Source organism: Micromonospora tarapacensis (genome assembly GCF_019697375.1).
Taxonomy (GTDB): Bacteria; Actinomycetota; Actinomycetes; order Mycobacteriales; family Micromonosporaceae; genus Micromonospora; species Micromonospora tarapacensis.
Genome location: NZ_JAHCDI010000003.1, coordinates 82927 through 103233, shown reverse-complemented (window position 1 = coordinate 103233; position 20307 = coordinate 82927). Strand labels below are relative to the sequence as shown.

Genomic DNA, 20307 nt, shown 5'->3' with positions numbered 1-20307 from the left:
GGTGGGCCGTTGATCAGTCCTCGGCCGGTGGGCTGATCTTTCCGGCGTCGGTGAACCGGGCACCGGTGTCCGGGAAATCGAGCTTGGTGAGATCCCGGAGCAGCCCCAGGCCCCGGTCGTCCGGGTCGATCGTCGGCAGGCGGGCACCGTTCATGTAGGTGGAGGTGAACGAGCCTCCGGCCCAGCTGCCGTCCGCCTCGAGCGACACCTTGAGGACGCCGCCCCAGCCGAGGCGGCCGTTGTTGCTCAGCGAGTTGCCGCCACCGGCGAAGTTGCCCAGGCTGTACGCGATGAGCCGGCCCTGGTAGAACTCCATGCCGCGCAGCACGTGCGGTCCGTGGCCGACGACCAGGTCGGCACCGGAGTCGATCATCGCGCGGGAGAACTTGATCGGGTCGCCCCGGTTCTCGCCGAGGAACATCTCGGTACCCGGGCGCACCCGCGTCATCTCCGACCCCTCGGCGCCCATGTGCACCTGCACCACGACGATGTCCGCCATGGTGGCCGCCTTGGCGATCACCTTCTTGGCCGCCGGGATGTCGACCAGGCTGTTCGACCAGCGGTACGACGAGAAGCCGGCGACGGCGACCTTGACACCCTTGGCCTGAACCACCGTGATCTGGTCGGGCGCCCCGGTGTGGGCGAGATCGTGCTCCTCCAGTGCCTTCTGGGTGTTCTCGTACCCCTCCGGCCCGAAGTCGTAGCCGTGGTTGTTGGCCTGGTTGAGCAGGTCGAACCCGGCGTCGGCGAGGTGCGCGGCATACTCCGGCGGGGCCCGGAACTGGAAGCAGCGGGTGGAGTTCGCCCCGCACTTGCCGGCCCCGGTGTCCACGGTCAACGGCTCTTCCAGGTTGCCCATCGCGACGTCCGCGGCGATCGCCTTCTTCACCGAGTCGAAGAAGCCCTTGCCGTCGTCGGGCGGCAGCCGGTCGGGCGCCATGGCCATGACGATGTCACCGGTGGCGGAGAGCGAGATCTTCTTGACGGCGGGGGCGCTCGACTCGACCGGTGCGCCCGTGTCACCACCGCCCGCACCGGGTTGCCAGATCGGGCCCTCGTCGGTCGTGGCGCAGCCGGCGAGGAGGAGTGCGGCGAGCAGCGCGCCGAGCGCGGCCGCGGCGCGGCGGCGCGGTCGGGACGCGAGGGGGGCGGGAGAGTACATCGGAGGCGACCCTACCGTGCGGAAAACGCGACGACGACGGCCGATCGGGTGAGGAGATTCAGCCCGGAAGCCGATCCGACCATCCGACGGTGTCGGCCCCGACCGTCAGTACGGCGGCGTGTACCGCCCTGGCCAGCGGCGCTCCCCAGGTGGAACGGGGGCCACCGTAGGGGCAGGCCGGCCCGTCCGGCGGGCAGAGCACGACGACGGCGTCCGTCGGGGTGCCGGTGCCGGGCAGCCCCAGCTCCGCGATCGCCTGGGCCTTCGCCTCGGTGGCCGTGGCCACCGTGTTGACCAGTGCCGCGTCGCCGAGCCGGGCCGGTACGTAGGCCACGATGTTGACCGTGCCGACCGGCTGCGCCGGTGCGCCCGTCGCGGGAGCGGCGGCGGGGACCGGGGTGCCCAGGCCGACGGTGGTCCAGACCTGCACGCCCGTGTCGGTCCGGGTGACCACCTCGCCGACGTCGACGCCGGTCAGCAGGCCCACTCCAGGCCCGTCGAGGCCGAGCCCGCGGGCCATCGCCGCCAGGTGGTCGGCGGGGTCGTCCCGGTCGTACGACATCGGCACCGTCGCGTTCAGCACCCACCGCCGCAGGCCGAGCCCACCGCCCAGCGGGGCGGAGCTGATCGCCCGCAGCGGCCGCGCGGCACGCCACATGAGCAGCGGAATGTCCCGTTCATCCTCGCGCCGGGCGGTCAGCAGGGGCTCGTTCAGCACGCCGTGACCCTATGGCCGGGACCCGACCGGCCCGCACCGGCCCGACCAGGGGCGGGATCCTAGTGCGCGATCACGACGGGCACGTTACGCCCAACGATCAAGATTCCAGGGGTGGACCTCTGATTCCTGCTCACGTGCGCCTAGACTGGTCGGCGCGCGAGGGATCAGCGGACGGCGGACCCGGCCGATGGGCGGCACGCGCAACCGGAGGTGCGCGATGGACGAGGTACTGGCTCGCAGCGGGATCTTCCAGGGTGTCGACCCGGAGGCTGCCGAGGCACTCGCCAAGGAGATGGAGACGATCGACGTCCGCAAGGGCGAGGTCGTCTTCAACGAGGGTGAGCCCGGCGACAGTCTCTACATCCTGCTGTCCGGCAAGATCAAGGTGGGTCGCCGGGCGGCGGACGGCCGGCAGAACCTGATCGCCGTGATGGGCCCGTCGGACATGGTCGGCGAGCTGTCGTTGTTCGACCCGGGGCCGCGTACGGCGACGGCCACGGCGGTCACCGACAGCCGGCTGGCCCGGCTGCGCAAGCAGGCCCTGCGGCCGTGGCTGAACAACCGTCCGGAGATCGCCGAGCAGCTGTTGCGGGTGCTCGCCCGTAGGCTGCGCCGGACCAACGACGCGCTGGCCGACCTGATCTTCACCGACGTGCCCGGCCGGGTCGCCAAGAACCTGCTCCAGATGGCCGGCCGCTTCGGCACCCGCGACGGCGGCGTGCTGCGGGTGACGCACGACCTGACCCAGGAGGAGATCGCCCAGCTCGTCGGCGCCTCCCGCGAGACGGTGAACAAGGCGCTGGCCGACTTCGCCTCGCGTGGCTGGCTGCGGCTGGACGGCAAGAGCATCATCATCCTCGACCCGGAGCGCCTGGCCCGCCGCGCACGGGTCTGAGACCCGGCCGACGCCCGGCCAACCGTCTCTGCGCACGCGCCCTTGCGCTGCGTTCAACCGCGCGACGGCTCAGGTTGAACCCGTTGCGCTGGCTGACGTAGCACAAGGGCGCAGTGCGGGTCCGTTCTCCCGGCTGAAACGGCCTGCCTGACGCGACCACAAAAAGTCAGTCTTGACTGTTTGTTTGTCCGGGCGGCAGGCTGGGCGGGTGCCTCCCGCATCGACCCGCGTCCCGCAACAGGAACGCAGCCGCGCCACCCAGGCCCGGCTGCTGGAGGCGACCGTCGAGTGCCTGGTGGAGCACGGCTGGTCCGGCACCACCACCACGGTCGTGGCGGCCCGGGCCGGCGTCTCCCGGGGAGCCCAGCTGCATCACTACCCGACCCGGACCGCCCTGGTCACCGCCGCCGTCGGTCATCTCACCGAGCGCCGGGCGGCGGAGCTGCGCGCCGAGGCCGACACCCTGCCCGCCGGTCCCCGCCGGCTGGACCGGGTGGTCGACCTGCTCGCCGCCGCCTTCACCGGGCCGCTCTTCGTCGCCGCACTGGAGCTGTGGGTGGCCGCCCGCACCGACGCCGAGCTGCGCGCCGCGCTGCTGCCCGTGGAGACCCGGATCGGCCGCGAGATGCACCGGCTGGCGGTCGAGCTGCTCGGCGTGGACGAGCGGCGGCCCGGCGTGCGCGAGGCGGTCCAGGCGACCCTCGACCTGCTGCGCGGCCTCGGCGTGGCCAACCTGCTCAGCGACGACTCGGCCCGCCGAGCCGCCCTGCTGCACCCCTGGAAACACCAGCTCGCGATGCTGCTGACCGCCGCGGAGACCCGCTGACCGGTCCAACCCGCCCGGAGGTTCGATGGTCGACCTGACCGCACTGCTCACGGATCTGGCCGCCGAGTCCGAGCAACTCGATGCGCTCGTCGCGCCGCTGCCGGCGCAGGATTGGGCGCGGCAGACCCCGGCCGAGGGCTGGACGATCACCCACCAGATCGCCCACCTGGCGTGGACGGATCACGTGGCCCGGCTCGCCGCGACCGACGCGGACGCGTTCTACGCCACGCTCACCTCCACGCCGGGTCCGGCCCGGCTGGTCGACGCCGGGGCGGAGTCGTTCCTCGCCCCGCCCCATGCGCTGCTGGCCCGCTGGCGGGCCGGCCGCTCGGCGCTCGCGGCCGACCTCGCCGCCGTCCCGGCCGGCGACAAGCTGCCCTGGTACGGCACCCGGATGTCGCCGACCTCGATGGCGACCGCCCGGATCATGGAGACCTGGGCGCACGGCGAGGACGTGGCCGAGGCGCTCGGCGTCACCCGGCCGGCCACCGGACGGCTGCGGCACATCGCGTTCCTGGGTTTCCGTACACTCGGGCACAGCTTCGCCGCGCACGGCCGTCCGGTGCCGACCGCGGCGGTCCGGGTGGAGCTGGCGGCTCCCACCGGCGGCACCTGGTCCTTCGGCCCGGCCGGGGCGGCCGACCGGGTGACCGGCCCGGCCCTCGACTTCTGCCTGCTGGTGACCCGGCGCCGGCACCGCGCCGACCTTGCCCTGGTCGCCACCGGGCCGGTCGCCGACGGGTGGCTGGACGTGGCCCAGGCGTTCGCCGGCCCGCCCGGCACCGGTCGTGCCCCGCAGGCCACGGCCGACACCGGCACGCCGTCATGAGCGGGGTGCTCCGGGTCGGCAACGCCTCCGGCTTCTACGGTGACCGGTTCTCCGCCTGGCGGGAGATGCTCGACGGCGGCGATCTGGACGTGCTGACCGGCGACTACCTGGCCGAGTTGACCATGCTCATCCTCGGCCGGGACCGGATGCGCGACCCCGACCTCGGCTACGCGAAGACGTTCCTCCGGCAGCTGGAGGGCTGCCTGGGCGCCGCGCTCGACCGCGGGGTCACGCTGGTCACCAACGCCGGTGGGCTCAACCCGGCCGGGTTGGCCGCCGCGATCCGCTCGCTCGCCGGCCGCCTCGGCCTGCCCGTCCGGATCGGGTACGTCCAGGGCGACGCCCTGGCGAGGCCGGAGGCGCTCACCGCCAACGCGTACCTCGGGGCGTTCGGCATCGCCGCCTGCCTCGACGCCGGGGCGGATGTCGTGGTGACCGGCCGGGTCACCGACGCCTCGCTGGTCGTCGGCCCGGCCGTCGCCCGCTTCGGCTGGCGGCGCGAGGACCTCGACGCGCTGGCCGGGGCGACCGTCGCCGGGCACCTCGTCGAGTGCGGGGCGCAGGTCACCGGCGGCAACTTCAGCTTCTTCACCGAGCTGCCCGACCGCGGGCACCGGCCGGGCTTCCCGATCGCGGAGCTGCACCCGGACGGCTCGGCGGTGCTCACCAAACATCCCGGCACCGGCGGCGCGGTCACCGTCGAGACGGTCACCGCCCAACTGCTGTACGAGGTGGGCGGACCGGCCTACCTCGGGCCGGACGTGGTGACCCGGCTGGACACGGTGCGCTTGGACCAGGACGGACCCGACCGGGTGCGCGTCCGGGGCGTCCGGGGCACGCCCCCGCCGGAGACGCTCAAGGTCGGCGTCAACAACCTGGGTGGCTTCCGTAACTCGATGACGTTCGTGCTCTGCGGGCTCGACATACCGGCGAAGGCGGCCCTGGTCCGGGCACAACTGGAGCAGGCGGTCGGCAAGGAGGGGCTGGAGTTCATCCTGGCCCGCACCGACCACCCGGACGCCGCCGACACCGAGTCGGCGAGCGCACTGCTGCACGTACACCTGCGCGACGGTGACCGGGCGCGGGCCGGGCGGGCGTTCTCGGCGGCGGCGGTGGAACTGGCGCTGGCCTCCTACCCGGGCTGCACGCTGACCACGCTGCCCGGCGACGCCACCCCGTACGGCGTCTTCACCGCCGACACGGTGCCGCAGGACGCCGTCGCCCATCTCGCCGTGCTGCCGGACGGCACCCGGCAGCCGATCGCCCCGCCGCCGGTGACGTGCCCCGCGGAGACCCCGCTAGGACACCAGGCATCGACCGGACCTTCCTCGCACTCGACCGGCCCGAGCCGGCGCGCGCCGCTGGGCGAGGTGGTGGGAGCGCGCTCGGGCGACAAGGGCGGCGATGCCAACCTCGGCGTCTGGGCGCGCACGGATGCCACCTGGGCCTGGTTGCGTGGGTGGCTCACCGTGGCGCGGCTCGCCGAGCTGCTGCCGGAGACCGCCCCGCTGGCCGTCGCGCGGTACGAACTGCCGAACCTGCGTGCGGTCAACTTCGTGATCGAAGGGCTGCTCGGGCCGGGGGTGGCCGCCTCCACCCGGTTCGACCCGCAGGCCAAGGCCCTCGGCGAACTGCTGCGCTCCCGGATCGTCGACCTGCCTACGGAGTTGCGGGCATGACCATCGTGGACACGCCGGAGCGGCGGCAACTGCGCGAGCTGACCCGGGCCTTCGTGACCCGCGAGGTGCTGCCGCACCTGGCCGACTGGGAGCGGGCCGGCGAGGTGCCCCGCGAGTTGCACGCCAGCGCCGCGAAGATCGGTCTGCTCGGCATCGGCTTTCCCGAGTCGATGGGCGGCAGCGGCGGGGATCTGCTCGACTCGATCGTCGTGACCGAGGAAATCATCCGCTGCGGCGGCTCGTCGGGGCTGGTCGCCGCGCTCTTCACGCACGGCATCGCGCTGCCGCACATGGTCGCCGCGGCCGGAGGCCGGCTCGCTGGCGGACTCCGTGGCCGGCTCGGCGGCCGGTCGACCGGCCCCGAGAGCGCCGTCGGCCCGACCGGAGCCACCGGGACCGCCGGCGCCGAGAGCCCGGCCAGCACCGGGAGCGACCTGATCGACCGCTACGTCCGGCCGACGCTGGCCGGTTCGATGATCGGCGCGTTGGCGATCACCGAACCGGACGCCGGCTCCGACGTGGCGAGCATCCGCACCCACGCCCGCCGCGCCGGCGACCACTACGTGGTCAACGGCGCGAAGACCTACATCACCAGCGGCGTACGGGCCGACTTCGTGACCACCGCGGTCTGCACCGGCCTTCCGGGCGGCGGCTCGCTGAGCCTACTGGTGATCGACAAGGGCACGCCCGGATTCACCGTCGGACGGCGGCTGGAGAAGCTGGGTTGGCACTGCTCGGACACCGCCGAACTCTCCTTCGCCGACGTTCGCGTGCCGGTGGCGAACCGGATCGGCGAGGAGGACACCGGTTTCCTCGCGATCATGCAGCAGCTCGCCGCCGAACGGCTCTCGCTGGCCACCCAGGCGTACGCCATCGCGCAGCGCTGCGTCGAACTGACCGTGAACTGGTGCCGGGACCGGTCCACCTTCGGTCGACCGCTGGCCAGCCGGCAGCTGGTCCGGCATCGGCTGGCGGAGATGCACACCCGCGCCGAGGCCGCCCGCGCGTACGTCCACGAGGTGGCGGCCCGGGTGGCGGCCGGCGAGCCGGTGGTGACCGAGGTGGCGATGGCGAAGAACGTGGCGGTGGCGGCCGGCGACTGGGTGGTCGACCAGGCGCTGCAACTGCACGGCGGCTTCGGCTACCTGCGGGACGCCGAGGTGGAGCGGCACTACCGGGACGCCCGGATTCTCGGCATCGGCGGCGGCACCACCGAGATCATGAACGAGATCGTCGCGAAGGGCATGGGCCTGTGACCACACTGGAGAGCCCGGTCGACCCGGCCTCGCCGACGCACCAGGCCAACCGGGCGGCGCTGCTGGAGCGCCTCGCCGACCTGGACGCCGCGCTCGATCACGCGCGGGCGGGCGGCGGCGAGAAGTACGTGGCCCGGCACCACAGGCGTGGCAAGCTGCTTGCCCGGGAGCGTGTCGAGCTGCTGCTGGACCGGGACAGCCCGTTCCTGGAACTGTCCCCGGTCGCCGCGTACGGCACCGACTTCCCCGTCGGGGCCAGCGTGGTGACCGGGATCGGTGTGGTGGAGGGCGTCGAGTGCCTGGTCGTCGCCAACGACCCGACGGTACGCGGCGGCGCGGTCAACCCGTGGTCGCTCGCCAAGACCCGGCGGGCCGGCGAGATCGCCCTGGCCAACCGGCTGCCGATGGTCAATCTGGTCGAGTCGGCCGGGGCGGACCTGCCCACCCAGGCGGAGATCTTCATCCCGGGCGGCCGGGTGTTCCGCGACCTGACCCGGCTCTCCGCCGAGAAGATCCCCACGGTCAGCGTGGTCTTCGGAAACGCCACGGCCGGCGGCGCCTATGTGCCCGGTATGTCGGATTTCACCATTATGATCAAGGAGCGGTCGCAGGTCTACCTGGCCGGGCCGCCGCTGGTGAGGATGGCCACCGGCGAGGACGCCGACGACGAGTCGCTGGGCGGTGCGGCGATGCATGCCACCAGGAGCGGACTGGCCGACTTCCTCGCCGCCGACGAGCGCGACGGCATCCGGCTGGCCCGGCAGTGCGTACGCCGGCTGAACTGGCGCAAGCAGGGGCCGGGGCCGCGCAACCCGATGCCACAGCCGCCGAAGTACGACCCGGAGGAGTTGCTCGGCATCGTCAGCGCCGACCTCAAGGTGCCGTTCGACCCGCGTGACGTGCTGGCCCGGGTGCTCGACGGCAGCGAGTTCGACGAGTTCAAGCCGGCCTACGGCACCGCGCTGGTGACGGGCTGGGGCGAGCTGCACGGCTATCCGGTCGGCGTGCTGGCCAACGCCAGGGGCGTGCTGTTCAGCGAGGAGGCGCAGAAGGCGACCCAGTTCATCCAGCTCGCCAACGCCGCCGACACCCCGCTGATCTTCCTGCAGAACACCACCGGCTACATGGTCGGCACCGAGTACGAACAGCGCGGCATCATCAAGCACGGCGCGCTGATGATCAATGCGGTGTCGAACTCCAAGGTGCCGCACCTGACGGTCAACCTGGGTGCCTCGTACGGGGCGGGCAACTACGGCATGTGCGGCCGGGCGTACGAGCCACGGTTCCTGTTCACCTGGCCGAACGCGCGCTCGGCGGTGATGGGGCCTGCGCAGCTGGCCGGGGTGCTGTCCATCGTGGCCCGACAGGCCGCCGCCGCCCGCGGTCACGAGTTCGACGAGGACTCCGACGCGGCGATGCGGATGATGGTCGAGCAGCAGATCGAGTCGCAGTCCGGCGCGCTGTTCCTCTCCGGCCGGCTCTACGACGACGGGGTGATCGACCCTCGGGACACCCGTACCGTCCTCGGCCTCTGCCTGTCGGCCGTGCACAACGCACCGGTGCGGGGCGCCGGCGGCTTCGGCGTCTTCCGGATGTGACCCCGTGAGCGCGAGGAACGCAGCGAAGCGGAGTCCCGCAGTCGCGAACGAAAGGCCGGCACCCGTGAGCGCGAGGAACGCAGCGAAGCGGAGTCCCGCAGTCGCGAACGAAAGGCCGGCACCCGTGAGCGCGAGGAACGCAGCGAAGCGGAGTCCCGCAGTCGCGAAACGAAAGGCTGGCTCAGCCCAAAATGATCACTAGACTGCTGGTGGCCAACCGGGGGGAGATCGCCCGTCGGGTCTTCGCCACCTGCCGGACGCTGGGTGTCGAGACGGTCGCGGTGCACTCCGACGCGGATGCCGACGCGCCCTTCGTCGCCGAGGCCGACCAGGCGGTACACCTGCCGGGTAACACGCCCGTCGAGACGTACCTGCGCCTCGACGCGGTCCTGGACGCGGCCCGCAGGTCCGGTGCGGACACCGTCCATCCGGGTTACGGCTTCCTCGCCGAGAACGCCGATTTCGCCGCGGCGGTGACCGATGCCGGGTTGACCTGGGTCGGCCCGTCCGCGATGGCGATCGCCGCGATGGGCGACAAGCTGGCCGCGAAGGAGCTGCTCGCCGACGCAGGCGTGCCGATGCTGCCCAGTTGGACCGACGCGGAGCAGGTCACCGGATTCCCGGTGCTGGTCAAGGCGACCGCCGGGGGCGGCGGTCGCGGCATGCGGGTCGTCCGCGGCGCCGCGGGGCTCGCCGAGGCCGTCGCCGGCGCACGCCGCGAGGCCGCTGCGGCGTTCGGCGACGGCACCGTCTTCATCGAGCGGTACGTCGAAGGTGGCCGGCACGTCGAGGTGCAGATCGTCGGCGACCGGCACGGTACGGTGCTGGCCCTCGGCGAGCGGGACTGCTCGATCCAGCGCCGGCACCAGAAGATCGTCGAGGAGGCACCGGCAATCGTCGGGCCGCAGTTGCGGGCACGGCTGCACGCGGCGGCGGTGGCCGCCGGCCGGGCGGTCGACTACGTCGGCGCGGGCACGGTGGAGTTCCTGCTCGCCCCCGACGGCACGTTCCACTTCCTGGAGATGAACACCCGCCTCCAGGTCGAACATCCGGTCACCGAGGCGGTCACCGGGTTGGACCTGGTCCGGCTGCAACTGCTGGTCGCCGAGGGCGAACCGCTGCCGCTGGCGGCGACTCCGCCGGTCGAGGGCCACGCCATCGAGGTACGCCTCTGTGCCGAGGACCCGGCCCAGGGCTTCCGCCCGGCCGCCGGCACCCTGCACCGGTTCACGATTCCGGGGGTGACCGGCGAGTTCACGCCGACGCGGGGCCTGCGGCTCGATTCGGGTGTGCTGGACGGTTCGCCGGTGGGCGTGCACTACGACTCGATGCTGGCCAAGGTGATCGCCTGGGCACCCACCCGTGCCGACGCGGCCCGCACCCTGGCCGGCGCCCTCGCCCGGGCCGAACTACACGGCGTGACCACCAACCGCGACCTGCTGGTCCGGGTGCTGCGCAGCCAGGAGTTCGGCGCGGTCGACGTCGACACCGGCTTCCTGGACCGACACGCCGGGCTCTTCGCTCCGCTGCTGCCCGCCGCGCAGCTCCCGCTGGCCGCCCTGGCGGCGGCGCTCGCCTCGGCCGCCGCCCGTCGGGCCGCCGCACCGCTGCTGGCCGGGATCCCCTCCGGCTGGCGGAACGTGCCGGCGTTCCCCCAGGCCACCCGATACACCGGCCCCGACGGCGAGATCGAGGTCCGCTACCGGCTGGACCGCGCCGGCCGGCTCGCCGAGTGGTCCGTGCGGGCGGTCCGCGAAGCCTCCACGCGGACGGCGGTCGCCCCGACGGCCGGAGACGGACCCGAGGACGGGCCGCCGGCCCTCGCCCTGGTCGAGGCCACCCCGGAGCGGGTGGTGCTCGACGTGGGCGGGGTGCGCCGGGCGTACCGCGTACACGAGGTCGGATCGGAGATCTTCGTGGACGGCCCGGACGGGGCGGCGAGCCTGGTCGAGCTGCCGCGTTTCCCGCTGCCGGGCGTGGAACTGGCCGCCGGGTCGCTGCTGGCGCCGCTGCCCGGCGCGGTGGCCCGGGTGCACGTCGAGGTCGGCCAGCGGGTCGCCGCCGGTGACCTGCTGCTGACCCTGGAAGCGATGAAGCTGGAACACCCGGTGCTCGCCCCGACCGACGGTGTGGTCACCGAGCTGCCGGCACCGGCCCGCGGCCAGGTCGACACCGGCGCCGTGCTCGCCGTGGTCACCCCTGTTGAGGAGGCATCGTGATGAGCTTCGACCTCAGCGCGGAGCAGGAGCAGCTCCGCGACGCCGTCCGGTCGCTGGGCCGGCGGTACGGCCACAGCTACTTCGTGGCCAAGGCGAAGGCCGGCGAGCACACCACCGAGCTGTGGCACGAGGCCGGCCAGCTCGGCTACCTCGGCGTCAACATCCCCACCGAGTACGGCGGCGGAGGCGGCGGCATCACCGACCTGGCCATCGTCTGCGAGGAGTTGGCCGCCGCCGGCTGCCCGTTGCTGCTGCTCGTGGTCTCCCCCGCCATCGCCGCCACCGTGATCAACCGGCACGGCACCGAGGAGCAGCGCAACCGGCACCTACCCGGCCTGGCCGACGGCTCCCAGAAGATCGTCTTCGCGATCACCGAGCCGGAGGCCGGTTCCAACTTCCACCGCCTCGGCACCCTCGCCCGCCGCGACGGCGACGACTGGGTCCTCTCCGGACGCAAGTGCTACATCTCCGGGGTGGACGAGGCGGGCCATGTCCTCGTGGTGGCCCGGGTCTCGACCGGGGAGGGCGGTGGCGGCTCGGCGGGCGCGCGGCAACTGAAGCCGGCGCTGTTCATCGTGCCGACCGGCGCACCCGGATTGACCTGGTCCAAGCTGGACATGGAGATCGTCTCCCCGGAGAACCAGTTCCTGCTCTACCTGGACGAGGTGCGGCTACCCGCCGCCGCGCTGGTCGGCGAGTCGCTGGACGCCGGCCTGCCGGCGCTGTTCTCCGGGCTGAACCCGGAGCGCATCACGGTCGCCGCGATGGGCGCCGGCACCGGCCGGTACGCCATCGAGCGGGCGTCGGAGTACACCGCTACCCGGTCGGTCTGGGGCGGCAGGACCATCGGCTCGCACCAGGGCGTGTCGCACCCGCTGGCGCACGCCGCGGTGCAGGTGGAGCTGGCCCGCCTGATGATCCAGAAGGCCGCGACGCTGTACGACGCCGGCCGCGACCTGGAGGCCGGCAGCTCCGCCAACATGGCCAAGTACGCCTCCGGCGAGGCCGCCGCCCTCGCCGTCGACACGGCGGTGCAGGCGCTCGGTGGCGCCGGCATGACCACCGAATACGGGGTGGCAACGCTGCTGGGTGCGGTCAGGGCGGGCCGGATCGCCCCGGTCAGCCGCGAGATGATTCTCAACTTCGTCGCCCAACACGTCCTCGGCCAGGACAAGTCGTATTGAGCAGGTTCAGTCAGCGGCCGGTGACGTTGATCAGTGACAGCTGTTACACATCCGGGATCCGGCCACTGTTGACAGATCGGCGATCTCCGACATTCTGGACCGGTGAGACGGTTCCCCGGACCCGACGCTCGGACCGTGGCCGTGGTCACGGCACTCGCGGCGACCTGGCTGCTGGTCACGCTGGTCGTCGGGCGCCGGCAGGATCTGCTGGGGGTGGCGATGGCCCTGCTCTGCGTCCTGCTCGCCACCATCGCCGGGGTGGCCGTGACCGCTGCCAGGCAGCATGACGCGGACGGCCAGCCAGGTCCGGGCCAGCCGACCACCCACCCCGGGGCCGAGCTGCCCGGAATTGACGCGGACACGCTGGAGACGCTTGGCGACCGGGACGCGGTCCGGGCGATGCGGGACCGCCACCGCCGCGACGACGGCCGGCACTGACCACGGCGGCGATCGTCGCCGGCGCTTAGCCGTTCGTGAGGGTCGGCGAGGCGAGGCCGTTGAGGCCCTGCCCGGCCAGACAGCGATAGGTGAGGTCACCGTCCGCGTCGGCCGGCGGCAGCACCTCCAGATTCCAACCGGTGATCTGGCGGATCCCGCTGACCAACCGGAAGGTCTCCGCGTTGCAGACCCGGCGGACGGCCGGATCGGCGACGACCTCGTCGTGATCGGCGTCGGCCAAGGCTGCCCGCAACTGCCCCTGGGCGTAGCTCTCCCAGGTGTGCCGGGCGTCGCAGGGCACCCGGCTGGCCACGGCCCGCTGGGCGCGCACCTGCACCGGCCCGAAGCACTCCAACTCCGGCGCGCACTGCGCACCGTCGGGAAGCGCCCCGGGCAGGGCGGCGCAGCCCGGACGGAACACGCCGGTCGCCGCCGGTCGGGCCGGAAGCGTGGGCTGCGGCGACGGGACGCCACCCGCCGCCCAGGCCCCGACCCCGCCGAGGCGGCGAGAGCGACCGCACCGGCGGCACCCAGGAACCAACGTCGCCCGCGGCGCCGCTCCGTCGAGCCACCCTCCACGGGGGCCGCCGCCTGGTCGGGGCCGGCCGGGTGGCGGCCACCGACGGCACCCGTCGGTGCGGTCGGTGCGGTCGGTGCGGTCACCCCGCCGGCCGGCGTGCCCAGCGGCAGGTTGGTGAGCAGGTCGCGAAGCTCTGCGGCGGAGGGGCGGTCGCCGGGATCGTTGGCCATCCCCACGCGCAGCACGTCGAGCAGTTCCTCGGGGATGCCGGGCAGTCCCGGAATCGGCTGGTGGAACATCTCCAGCACGGTGACCAGGCTCGGGTTGCGCTCGGCCTGCCAGCGCGGCGGCCGGCCGTGCATGACCGCGTAGAGCGTGGCGCAGAGCGCGTACACGTCGACGGCCGGCGACGGCGGGCTGTGGTTGAACATCTCCGGCGGCGCGTACGCCGGGGTGAGCACCTCCAGTGCGACCGAAGCGTCGCGCATCTCGGCGACCACGGCCAGCCCGAAGTCGGCCAGCACCGCCGGGTTGAAGTGCGAGTGGAGGATGTTGGCCGGCTTGACGTCGCGGTGCAGCACTCCGGCGGCATGCGAGTGGGCGATCGCATCCGCGATCTTGACGCCGAGGTCACGGGCCTCGACCGCGCCCAGCGGGGAGTTTCGCATCCGCTCCGCGTACGACCCGTCGCAGAGCTCCATGATCAGGTAGGGGTGCTGGTCGATGGTCACCCCGACGTCGAACAAATCGACCACGTGCGGATGGGAGGACATCCGGCCGGCGGCGCGCGCCTCACGCAGGAAGCGCGCCTGGTCCCGCTCGCTGACCAGGGTCCGGTTCTCCACCTTGACGGCGACCTCACGACCCACCGAGATCTGCGTGGCCCGGTAGACCGTCGCGTAGCCACCTCGGGCAAAAACCTGCAAATCAGTCAGACCAGGCACGATGGGCGTCGGCAGGGCGCCGGGCGGGGTGTCGGTCACAACTTCGAAAATACCGAATCGGGCCGGCCGCTCAGTGAACCGCATCGGTTGCCGGCCCCGTGCCCGGCGCCGGGACACCACGCCGGTCGCCCGACACCGGCTCGCCGGCGCTCGATCCGTCCCCGCCCGCAGCGGCGGCGCCTACCGCCCCCGCACCATCGGCCGAGGTCACTGTGCTGCCGGCGGACCGGCTCCCGCGACGCGCGTCCCACCAGAGCCCGGCGGCGGTGGCGAGCGCACCCAGGCCCTCCCAGGCCGCCACCCCGAAGAACTGCCCGGGTGCCACGTCGGCCAGCACCGCGAGGGTGAACACCGTGAACGTCACCAGCCGGAACACGACCGTGAAGCGGTAGAAGGGCCGCCACTCGGTCGCGGTGGCGAGCAGGTAGTAGACCCCCATGTTGAAAGAGGCCATCGACGACGCCGTCACGAAGGTGCCCGTGTGGTCCCCCGGCGCGCGGGTCTCCGGAATCTCGAAACCGAGCACCCCCAGCAGGGCCTCCGGCCAGAGCAGGCCGACCGCGCCCAGCACCAGCGCCAGCAGGCCGAACACCGCGATCGTCCAACCTGCGACCGAACGCGGCAACCTCATCTGAACCCTCCCATTGACCGGCCCGACCGTCCATGTTGACGGTCCCGTGCAGGATTCACGCTAGCGGCCACCACCGACAGGCCACATCCCCGAAACCGTCAGATCCGCACCCGGCCGGCAACGATCGGACGAATCGGCCCGGCTCCATCGGTCGGCCATCCGGGATCCTGCTCGATCCGGGATCGGGTGGCCTCGTCGGGGGCGGCCCGTCAGGCGGTGCGGAGTCGGGTGTGCAGTGCCTCGGCGGCGGCCCGCTCGCTGCGTTGCTCGGTGGCGTACGCCAGCCGGACCGCGTCCTCGGCCCAGGCCTTCGCCTCCGCCGGTCGCCCGCAGGCGACCAGCGCCTCGGCCAGCACGCTCGCGGCGATGACCTGGCTACGGACGTCCTCGGCCGGCGCCTTCACCGCCCGCCGGGCCCAGTCCAGCGCCTGCTCCCGCTGGCCATGGGCGAGCAGGGCCGAGGCGTAACGCGCCATCGACTGTCGGCGGGAGAAGATCAGTGACCCGGTGGTGGCGGCGGCGGTGGCGACCGGAGCGAGCAGGCCGACCGCGGTGCCGGAGTCGCCGGCCGCCAGTCGGGCCGTCGCCAGCAGCACCCGGGGGCGACCTGGGCCGGCGCCTGCGGGTTGTGTGGCTCCACGGTGGTGAGCACCGCACGGGCGTCCCGCTCCGCGGCGGCCACGTCGCCCATGTCCAGGGCGACGAAACCGCGCAGCGTGCCGGCCATCCCGGTGAGCAGCGGATGGGCGGTCCGATGGCCGTACGACAGCGCGTCGGTGAGCAGGTCCGCGGCGTGCTCCGGCTCACCCAGGCCACGAGCGACGACGCCACGGACCACCAGCGCGAAGCCCTGCCCCCAGTCGTCGGAGGCGGCGGCGAAATCCCGGTACGCCCGACGGGCCTCCCGGTCGGCGTCGACCAACTCCCCCAGCTCGGCGTTGGCGTACGCGTCGACCGCCCGCAGGGTGCCGACCGCCCACGCCTCACCGACCCGCTCACCGAACGGCAGGAAGATCCGGGCCAGCCGGCGCGCCTCCCGCAACCGACCGGCGAGCAGCCGGGCGAACGCGGTGGTGCCACGCAACCACGCCCGTCCGTACGGGTCCTTCAGCTCGGCGAAGAGCCGGGCCGCCCGGCCCAGCACCGCGTCCGTGCCGGCGAAGTCGCCGCGGGTGGTGGTCACCCAGGCCAGGTTCTGCAACGACCAGGCCTGCCCCCGGCGGTCCCGCGCGGCCAGGCTCACCTGGTACGCGGCCGCGAGCCGGCTGCTCGCCTGCCCCAGCCGCCCGGCCACGAAGTCCGCCATGCCCAGCCGGCGCATCGCCGACGCTCGCAGGGTCGGCAGGTCGGCGTCGGTGGCCACCTGCAACGCCTCCCGCCAGCACGACTCGGCCCGCCGCAGGTCGCCCATCACCTGCTGGGCCTGACCGCCGAGCAGCAGGGCACTGGTTCGGGTCGACGGGTCCCCCGCGTTGGCGGCGATCTTCTCGGCCGAGGCCAGCGCGTCGGCGGCCCGGCCGACCTGGAGCAGCGCCCGGGCGTGCACCACCCGATCTACCGCCGGCACCCCGTCGCGGGCCAGTTCGGCGGCGCGTTCGGCGTACTCGACGGCGAGCGCCGGCTCGCCCGCGTGCAGTGCCCGGCGGGTGGCCCGGCCGAGGGCGGTGACGCCCAGCGGCGCGACCGCCCGGGCCGGCGCGTCCGGACGCAGCGTGACGGCGTCGGCCAGCGCGGTGGCCCGTTCGACGTGTTCGGCCACGAACTCGTCCCGGGTCGCCTCGGTGAAGCCGCCGGGGCCGGTCGCGACCCCGCCCGTGCCGCTCGCGATGGCGGCCGGGCCGGTCGCGAGGGCGCCTGGGCTGCCCATGGGGCCGCCCAGCGGGCCAGTGCGGCGTGCCGCTCGGCCAGCTCCGCCTTGCTGATCCCGGAGTACGCGGCCTCCCGCATGAGCGGGGTGGCGAAGGCATACCCGCTGCGGGTGCGGTGCAGCATCCGGCGTTGCAGCAGTTCCTCGACCGCGCGTTCCATCTCGACCGCGGCGACCGCGGCCGGCCGGCCGTCGCGACCGGCCCGCTGATCCCGCAGCGCCTCCAGCGCGCCGTCGGGCACCGCGTCGCCGACCACCGCGGCGTCGCGTAGCACCGAACGGGCCTCGTTGGGCAGGGCGTCGATCCGGGCGGCGAGCACCGCCGCGAGGTCACGGGAGAGCAGCCGGCTGCCCAGTGAACCGGGCGCCAGCCGCCAGTCGTTGCCCATGCCGGCGGTGAGCGCGCCGCGCTCCATCAACAGGGTGACCAGTTCGGCCAGGTAGAACGCGTTGCCCTGGGCGGTGGCGAGCAGCCGGTCGGTGTCGGCCTGGTGCAGCCGCCCGCCGCCGAGGTAGCTGGTCAGCAGCCGGGCCGCGTCGGCACCGCGCAGTGGCGGCAGCGGCTGCACCTCGGCGTCCGCGACCCGGGCCAGGGTGCCGGCGGTACGCACCAGCTCGGGCCGGCCGAGCAGCAGCACCAGCACCGGCCCGGTGAGCCGGGACAGCGTCAGCTCCAGCGCCTGGATGGTTTCGGCGGTGGCGTCGTGCAGGTCGTCCACGACCATCACCAGCGGCGCCTCCTCGGCGAGCGCACTGAGCAGGTCGGCAACCGCGTTGGGTACCGCGTCGGCGTCGACGGGCGGCTGGGCACCGCTCCACTCGCCCTGGTCCGTGGGGCCACCGGTGGGCAGCTCGGCGTACCCGAGCAGGGCCAGCAACTGGTCGACGGCGACCGGGGCCGGTTCGGCGCGGCTGCGGCTGAGTCGCTGCCCGAGGCGGCGCAGCCGCTCCTCGACGGCCGGGCGGGTGACCGCGGTGGCCGGGTCGTTGGGCAGCCCCGTGGCGGCGCGCACCAGGTCGGCGAGGGGGCCAGCCGGCGACGCTCGCCGAACGCGGCGCAGCGCACCGAGAGCACCCGGGCTCCGGTGTGCGCGGCGTACCGGCCCGCGCCCACGTCGTAGCCGGCGGCGAGGCGCTCCACCTCGGCGGCGAACCGGGACTTGCCGATGCCCGCCTCGGCGGTCATCAGCAGCACCCGGGGTTCACCGCGGTCGATCACCTCGGCCAGCCGGCCGGCGACGCGACCGATCTCGGTCTCCCGGCCGACGAAGGGCGCCTCGTCGCCGAGGCCGGAGCGGGTGCCCGGCGCGTCCAGCAGGCCGAGCAGCTCGTACGCCTCGACCGGTTCCCGTTTGCCCTTGAGCCGCAGCGGACGCAGCGCCCGCCAGCTCGCGACGTGCCGGGTGGCCGCGGCGGTGCGCCCGCCGGCGTAGACCGCTCCGACGGCGGCGGCGTCGGCCAGCCGGGCGGCGGTGTTGACGGTGTCGCCGATGACCGTGTACTCGATGGCGGCCTGGATACCGGCGATCACGTCACCGGTGTTCAGGCCGACCCGCAGGCCCAGTGGTGCGCCGCCGCCCCGCTCGTCGTCGAGCACCCGGCGGACCGCCCGCTGCATGGAGAGCGCGGCGCGAACCGCTCGCTCGGCGTCGTCCTCGTGCGCCACCGGCGCACCGAAGACCGCCATGATCCCGTCACCGGTCAGCTTGTCGACGTGCCCGCCGAAGGTCTTGACCGCCCCGGCGAGGGCGGCCAGCACCCGGTCGGTGACCGCACCCACGCGTTCCGGGTCGAGGTCCTCCGACCAGGAGGTGAAGTCCGACAGGTCGCCGAAGAGCACGGTCACCACCCGGCGCTCGGCGGCCGGCAGGCTGGCGGCGGCCGGCAGCGCGGCGCCGCAGTTGTGGCAGAACCGGGCGCCGGGCACGGCCACGGTTCCACACACCGGGCAGGTCACGGTCGGTCCAACCCCGCGCTGCCGCCGTCGGATTCCCGGTCGAGGTATTCGAGTTGGGCGCGGACGGACCACTCGGCCGCCCACCACAGCGACCGGTCCACGTCCGCGTAGACCCGCGCGACCACCTCGGCGGCGCTCCGCGCACCCTCGTCGAGCGCCGTCCGGACCTGGTCGAGGCGGGCGCGGCGGTGGGCGAGATAGAAGTCGGCGGCGGCGCCGCAGTCGGCCAGCGCCGGGCCGTGTCCGGGCAGCGCCGGAATCCCGCGGTACGTCGACAGCAACTCCAGGCTGGCCAGGTAGTCGCCGAGGTGCCCGTCCGGGTGGGCGACCACGGTGGTGCCCCGGCCGAGGATCGTGTCGCCGGTGAGGACCACGTGCTGACCGTCGCGCTCGGCCAGGAAGCAAACCGAGTCTGCGGTGTGACCGGGAGTGGCGAGCAGGCGGATCTCCAGGCCGAAGCCACCGAAGTCCTCGCCCGGCTCGGTCAGCGGCGTACCGCCGATGGTGTGCGCCGGGTCGGCGGCGAGAACGTGCGCCCCGCCGAGCAGGTCGTGCAGGCGGGCAGCGCCCTCGGTGTGGTCCGGGTGTCCGTGGGTGATCAGCACCAGCCCGACCGGCCCCTGCGCGACGATCGCCGCGAGGTGCGCCTCGTCCGCCGGCCCCGGGTCGACCACCAGGGCCGGCTCGTCGGGCGCGGCCCGCAGCAGCCAGGTGTTGGTGCCGTCCAGCGTCATCGGCCCGGGGTTCGGCGCGCGCAACAGCGTCACCCACTCCGGCAGTTCGCTGGCGAGGGCGGTCACCGCCCCCGTCACATGCCCTCCCATGGCTGCGATCGTACGACTCCGGGCGCGACCCCCCGCGATCTTGCAGTTCCGGTCCCCGATTCGTCCGGAGTCAGGGCTCTTCGTCCGGGTGGGAACTGCAAGATCGCGGCAGGGTCAGGAGACCTCGACGATGACCTCGACCTCGACCGGGGCGTCCAGCGGAAGCTCGGCGACGCCGACGGCCGATCGGGCGTGTCGACCGGCCTCACCGAAGACCGCGCCGAGCAGGTCCGAGGCGCCGTTGATCACACCGGGCTGGCCGGTGAATCCCGGTGCGCTCGCCACGAAGCCGGTCAGCTTCACCACCTTGACGACGTTATCCAGGCCGACCAGCGAATCGATGGCGGCAAGCGCGTTGAGGGCGCACCGCTGGGCGAGCTGTTTGGCCTGCTCGGCGGAGACGCCGGCACCGACCTTGCCGGTGGCCAGCAGCTTGCCCTCGGCCATCGGCAACTGCCCGGAGACGTACACGTGCTGCCCGGACTGCACGGCCGGCACGTAGCTCGCCACCGGCGGCACCACCTCCGGCAGCTCCAGTCCGAGTTCCGCCAGCTTGGCGTGCGGCCCCTTGCTCATGCCGCTACTCCGCCGCGCTCACTCATGCCTTCGGTCGTTTCAGGTAGGCGACGAGCTGCTCCGGATTCGGCCCGGGAACGACGGAAACGAGTTCCCAGCCGTCCTCACCCCAGTTGTCGAGGATCTGCTTGGTCGCGTGGACCAGCAGCGGGACCGTGGCGTATTCCCACTTCTGCATCGTGGA

Annotated in this window: 14 protein-coding genes and 3 pseudogenes; 9 read left to right on the top strand and 8 right to left on the bottom strand. The window is 73.5% G+C overall.

What is annotated here, in order from left to right:
• Positions 1 to 13 precede the first annotated feature (13 nt).
• Complete coding sequence (locus tag KIF24_RS01245; protein WP_221082385.1) at positions 14 to 1162, bottom strand: CapA family protein; 1149 nt, start codon at positions 1160 to 1162, stop codon at positions 14 to 16.
• Positions 1163 to 1220: 58 nt separating this feature from the next.
• Positions 1221 to 1880, bottom strand: coding sequence for an adenosylcobinamide amidohydrolase (locus tag KIF24_RS01240; protein ID WP_221082384.1), 660 nt, complete (start codon positions 1878 to 1880; stop codon positions 1221 to 1223).
• A 217-nt stretch (positions 1881 to 2097) separates the two neighbouring features.
• On the opposite strand from KIF24_RS01240, the gene KIF24_RS01235 reads away from it, so the two are divergent.
• From KIF24_RS01235 to KIF24_RS01195, 9 genes are all read left to right on the top strand, one after another.
• Positions 2098 to 2775, top strand: a complete 678-nt coding sequence (locus tag KIF24_RS01235; protein WP_221082383.1) for a Crp/Fnr family transcriptional regulator — start codon at positions 2098 to 2100, stop codon at positions 2773 to 2775.
• 208 nt (positions 2776 to 2983) lie between these two features.
• Positions 2984 to 3601 (top strand): TetR/AcrR family transcriptional regulator, encoded by a 618-nt coding sequence (locus KIF24_RS01230; RefSeq protein WP_221082382.1) that lies wholly within the window; start codon positions 2984 to 2986, stop codon positions 3599 to 3601.
• 25 nt (positions 3602 to 3626) lie between these two features.
• On the top strand, positions 3627 to 4430 hold the full coding sequence (locus KIF24_RS01225) for a TIGR03084 family metal-binding protein (protein WP_221082381.1): 804 nt from the start codon (positions 3627 to 3629) through the stop codon (positions 4428 to 4430).
• Entirely contained in the window at positions 4427 to 6109 is a 1683-nt protein-coding gene (locus tag KIF24_RS01220; RefSeq protein ID WP_221082380.1) for an acyclic terpene utilization AtuA family protein, read from the top strand. The genes KIF24_RS01225 and KIF24_RS01220 overlap by 4 nt, the downstream gene beginning before the upstream one ends.
• Positions 6106 to 7365, top strand: coding sequence for an acyl-CoA dehydrogenase family protein (locus KIF24_RS01215; RefSeq protein ID WP_221082379.1), 1260 nt, complete (start codon positions 6106 to 6108; stop codon positions 7363 to 7365). The genes KIF24_RS01220 and KIF24_RS01215 overlap by 4 nt, the downstream gene beginning before the upstream one ends.
• Entirely contained in the window at positions 7362 to 8963 is a 1602-nt protein-coding gene (locus tag KIF24_RS01210) for an acyl-CoA carboxylase subunit beta (protein ID WP_221082378.1), read from the top strand. The genes KIF24_RS01215 and KIF24_RS01210 overlap by 4 nt, the downstream gene beginning before the upstream one ends.
• Before the next feature lie 191 nt (positions 8964 to 9154).
• Positions 9155 to 11182 carry an ATP-binding protein gene (locus KIF24_RS01205; protein WP_221082377.1) on the top strand — a complete coding sequence of 676 codons (2028 nt, stop codon included), beginning with the start codon at positions 9155 to 9157 and terminating at the stop codon, positions 11180 to 11182.
• Positions 11182 to 12366 carry an acyl-CoA dehydrogenase family protein gene (locus KIF24_RS01200; protein WP_221083117.1) on the top strand — a complete coding sequence of 395 codons (1185 nt, stop codon included), beginning with the start codon at positions 11182 to 11184 and terminating at the stop codon, positions 12364 to 12366. The genes KIF24_RS01205 and KIF24_RS01200 overlap by 1 nt, the downstream gene beginning before the upstream one ends.
• A 135-nt stretch (positions 12367 to 12501) precedes the next feature.
• Positions 12502 to 12804, top strand: coding sequence for a hypothetical protein (locus KIF24_RS01195; RefSeq protein WP_221082376.1), 303 nt, complete (start codon positions 12502 to 12504; stop codon positions 12802 to 12804).
• A 25-nt stretch (positions 12805 to 12829) separates the two neighbouring features.
• On the opposite strand, the pseudogene KIF24_RS01190 reads toward KIF24_RS01195, so the two are convergent.
• From KIF24_RS01190 to KIF24_RS01165, 6 genes and pseudogenes are all read right to left on the bottom strand, one after another.
• Positions 12830 to 14307: pseudogene (locus KIF24_RS01190) on the bottom strand (serine/threonine-protein kinase).
• 130 nt (positions 14308 to 14437) lie between these two features.
• Positions 14438 to 14899, bottom strand: a pseudogene (locus KIF24_RS01185) (hypothetical protein); the annotation flags it as partial.
• Between the two features lie 209 nt (positions 14900 to 15108).
• Positions 15109 to 18723: pseudogene (locus tag KIF24_RS01180) on the bottom strand (adenylate/guanylate cyclase domain-containing protein).
• Entirely contained in the window at positions 18720 to 19547 is an 828-nt protein-coding gene (locus tag KIF24_RS01175; protein WP_221082375.1) for an MBL fold metallo-hydrolase, read from the bottom strand. The pseudogene KIF24_RS01180 and the gene KIF24_RS01175 overlap by 4 nt, the downstream one beginning before the upstream one ends.
• Positions 19548 to 19661: 114 nt before the next feature.
• Positions 19662 to 20123: a RidA family protein gene (locus KIF24_RS01170; RefSeq protein ID WP_221082374.1), complete on the bottom strand. Its 462-nt coding sequence runs from the start codon at positions 20121 to 20123 to the stop codon at positions 19662 to 19664.
• A 22-nt stretch (positions 20124 to 20145) separates the two neighbouring features.
• The gene (locus tag KIF24_RS01165; RefSeq protein ID WP_013736319.1) at positions 20146 to 20301 is read right to left on the bottom strand and encodes a DUF4177 domain-containing protein; all 156 of its coding nucleotides are present in this window, start codon (positions 20299 to 20301) and stop codon (positions 20146 to 20148) included.
• Between the last annotated feature and the right edge of the window lie 6 nt (positions 20302 to 20307).

Excerpts from the sequence above, each read along its gene's own strand:
- KIF24_RS01245 (WP_221082385.1), bottom strand. The coding sequence starts at position 1,162 with ATGTACTCTCCCGCCCCCCTCGCGTCCCGACCGCGCCGCCGCGCCGCG.
- KIF24_RS01235 (WP_221082383.1), top strand. The coding sequence starts at position 2,098 with ATGGACGAGGTACTGGCTCGCAGCGGGATCTTCCAGGGTGTCGACCCG.
- KIF24_RS01225 (WP_221082381.1), top strand. The coding sequence starts at position 3,627 with ATGGTCGACCTGACCGCACTGCTCACGGATCTGGCCGCCGAGTCCGAG.
- KIF24_RS01220 (WP_221082380.1), top strand. The coding sequence starts at position 4,427 with ATGAGCGGGGTGCTCCGGGTCGGCAACGCCTCCGGCTTCTACGGTGAC.
- KIF24_RS01215 (WP_221082379.1), top strand. The coding sequence starts at position 6,106 with ATGACCATCGTGGACACGCCGGAGCGGCGGCAACTGCGCGAGCTGACC.
- KIF24_RS01205 (WP_221082377.1), top strand. The coding sequence starts at position 9,155 with ATGATCACTAGACTGCTGGTGGCCAACCGGGGGGAGATCGCCCGTCGG.
- KIF24_RS01200 (WP_221083117.1), top strand. The coding sequence starts at position 11,182 with ATGAGCTTCGACCTCAGCGCGGAGCAGGAGCAGCTCCGCGACGCCGTC.
- KIF24_RS01175 (WP_221082375.1), bottom strand. The coding sequence starts at position 19,547 with ATGGGAGGGCATGTGACGGGGGCGGTGACCGCCCTCGCCAGCGAACTG.
- KIF24_RS01170 (WP_221082374.1), bottom strand. The coding sequence starts at position 20,123 with ATGAGCAAGGGGCCGCACGCCAAGCTGGCGGAACTCGGACTGGAGCTG.
- KIF24_RS01165 (WP_013736319.1), bottom strand. The coding sequence starts at position 20,301 with ATGCAGAAGTGGGAATACGCCACGGTCCCGCTGCTGGTCCACGCGACC.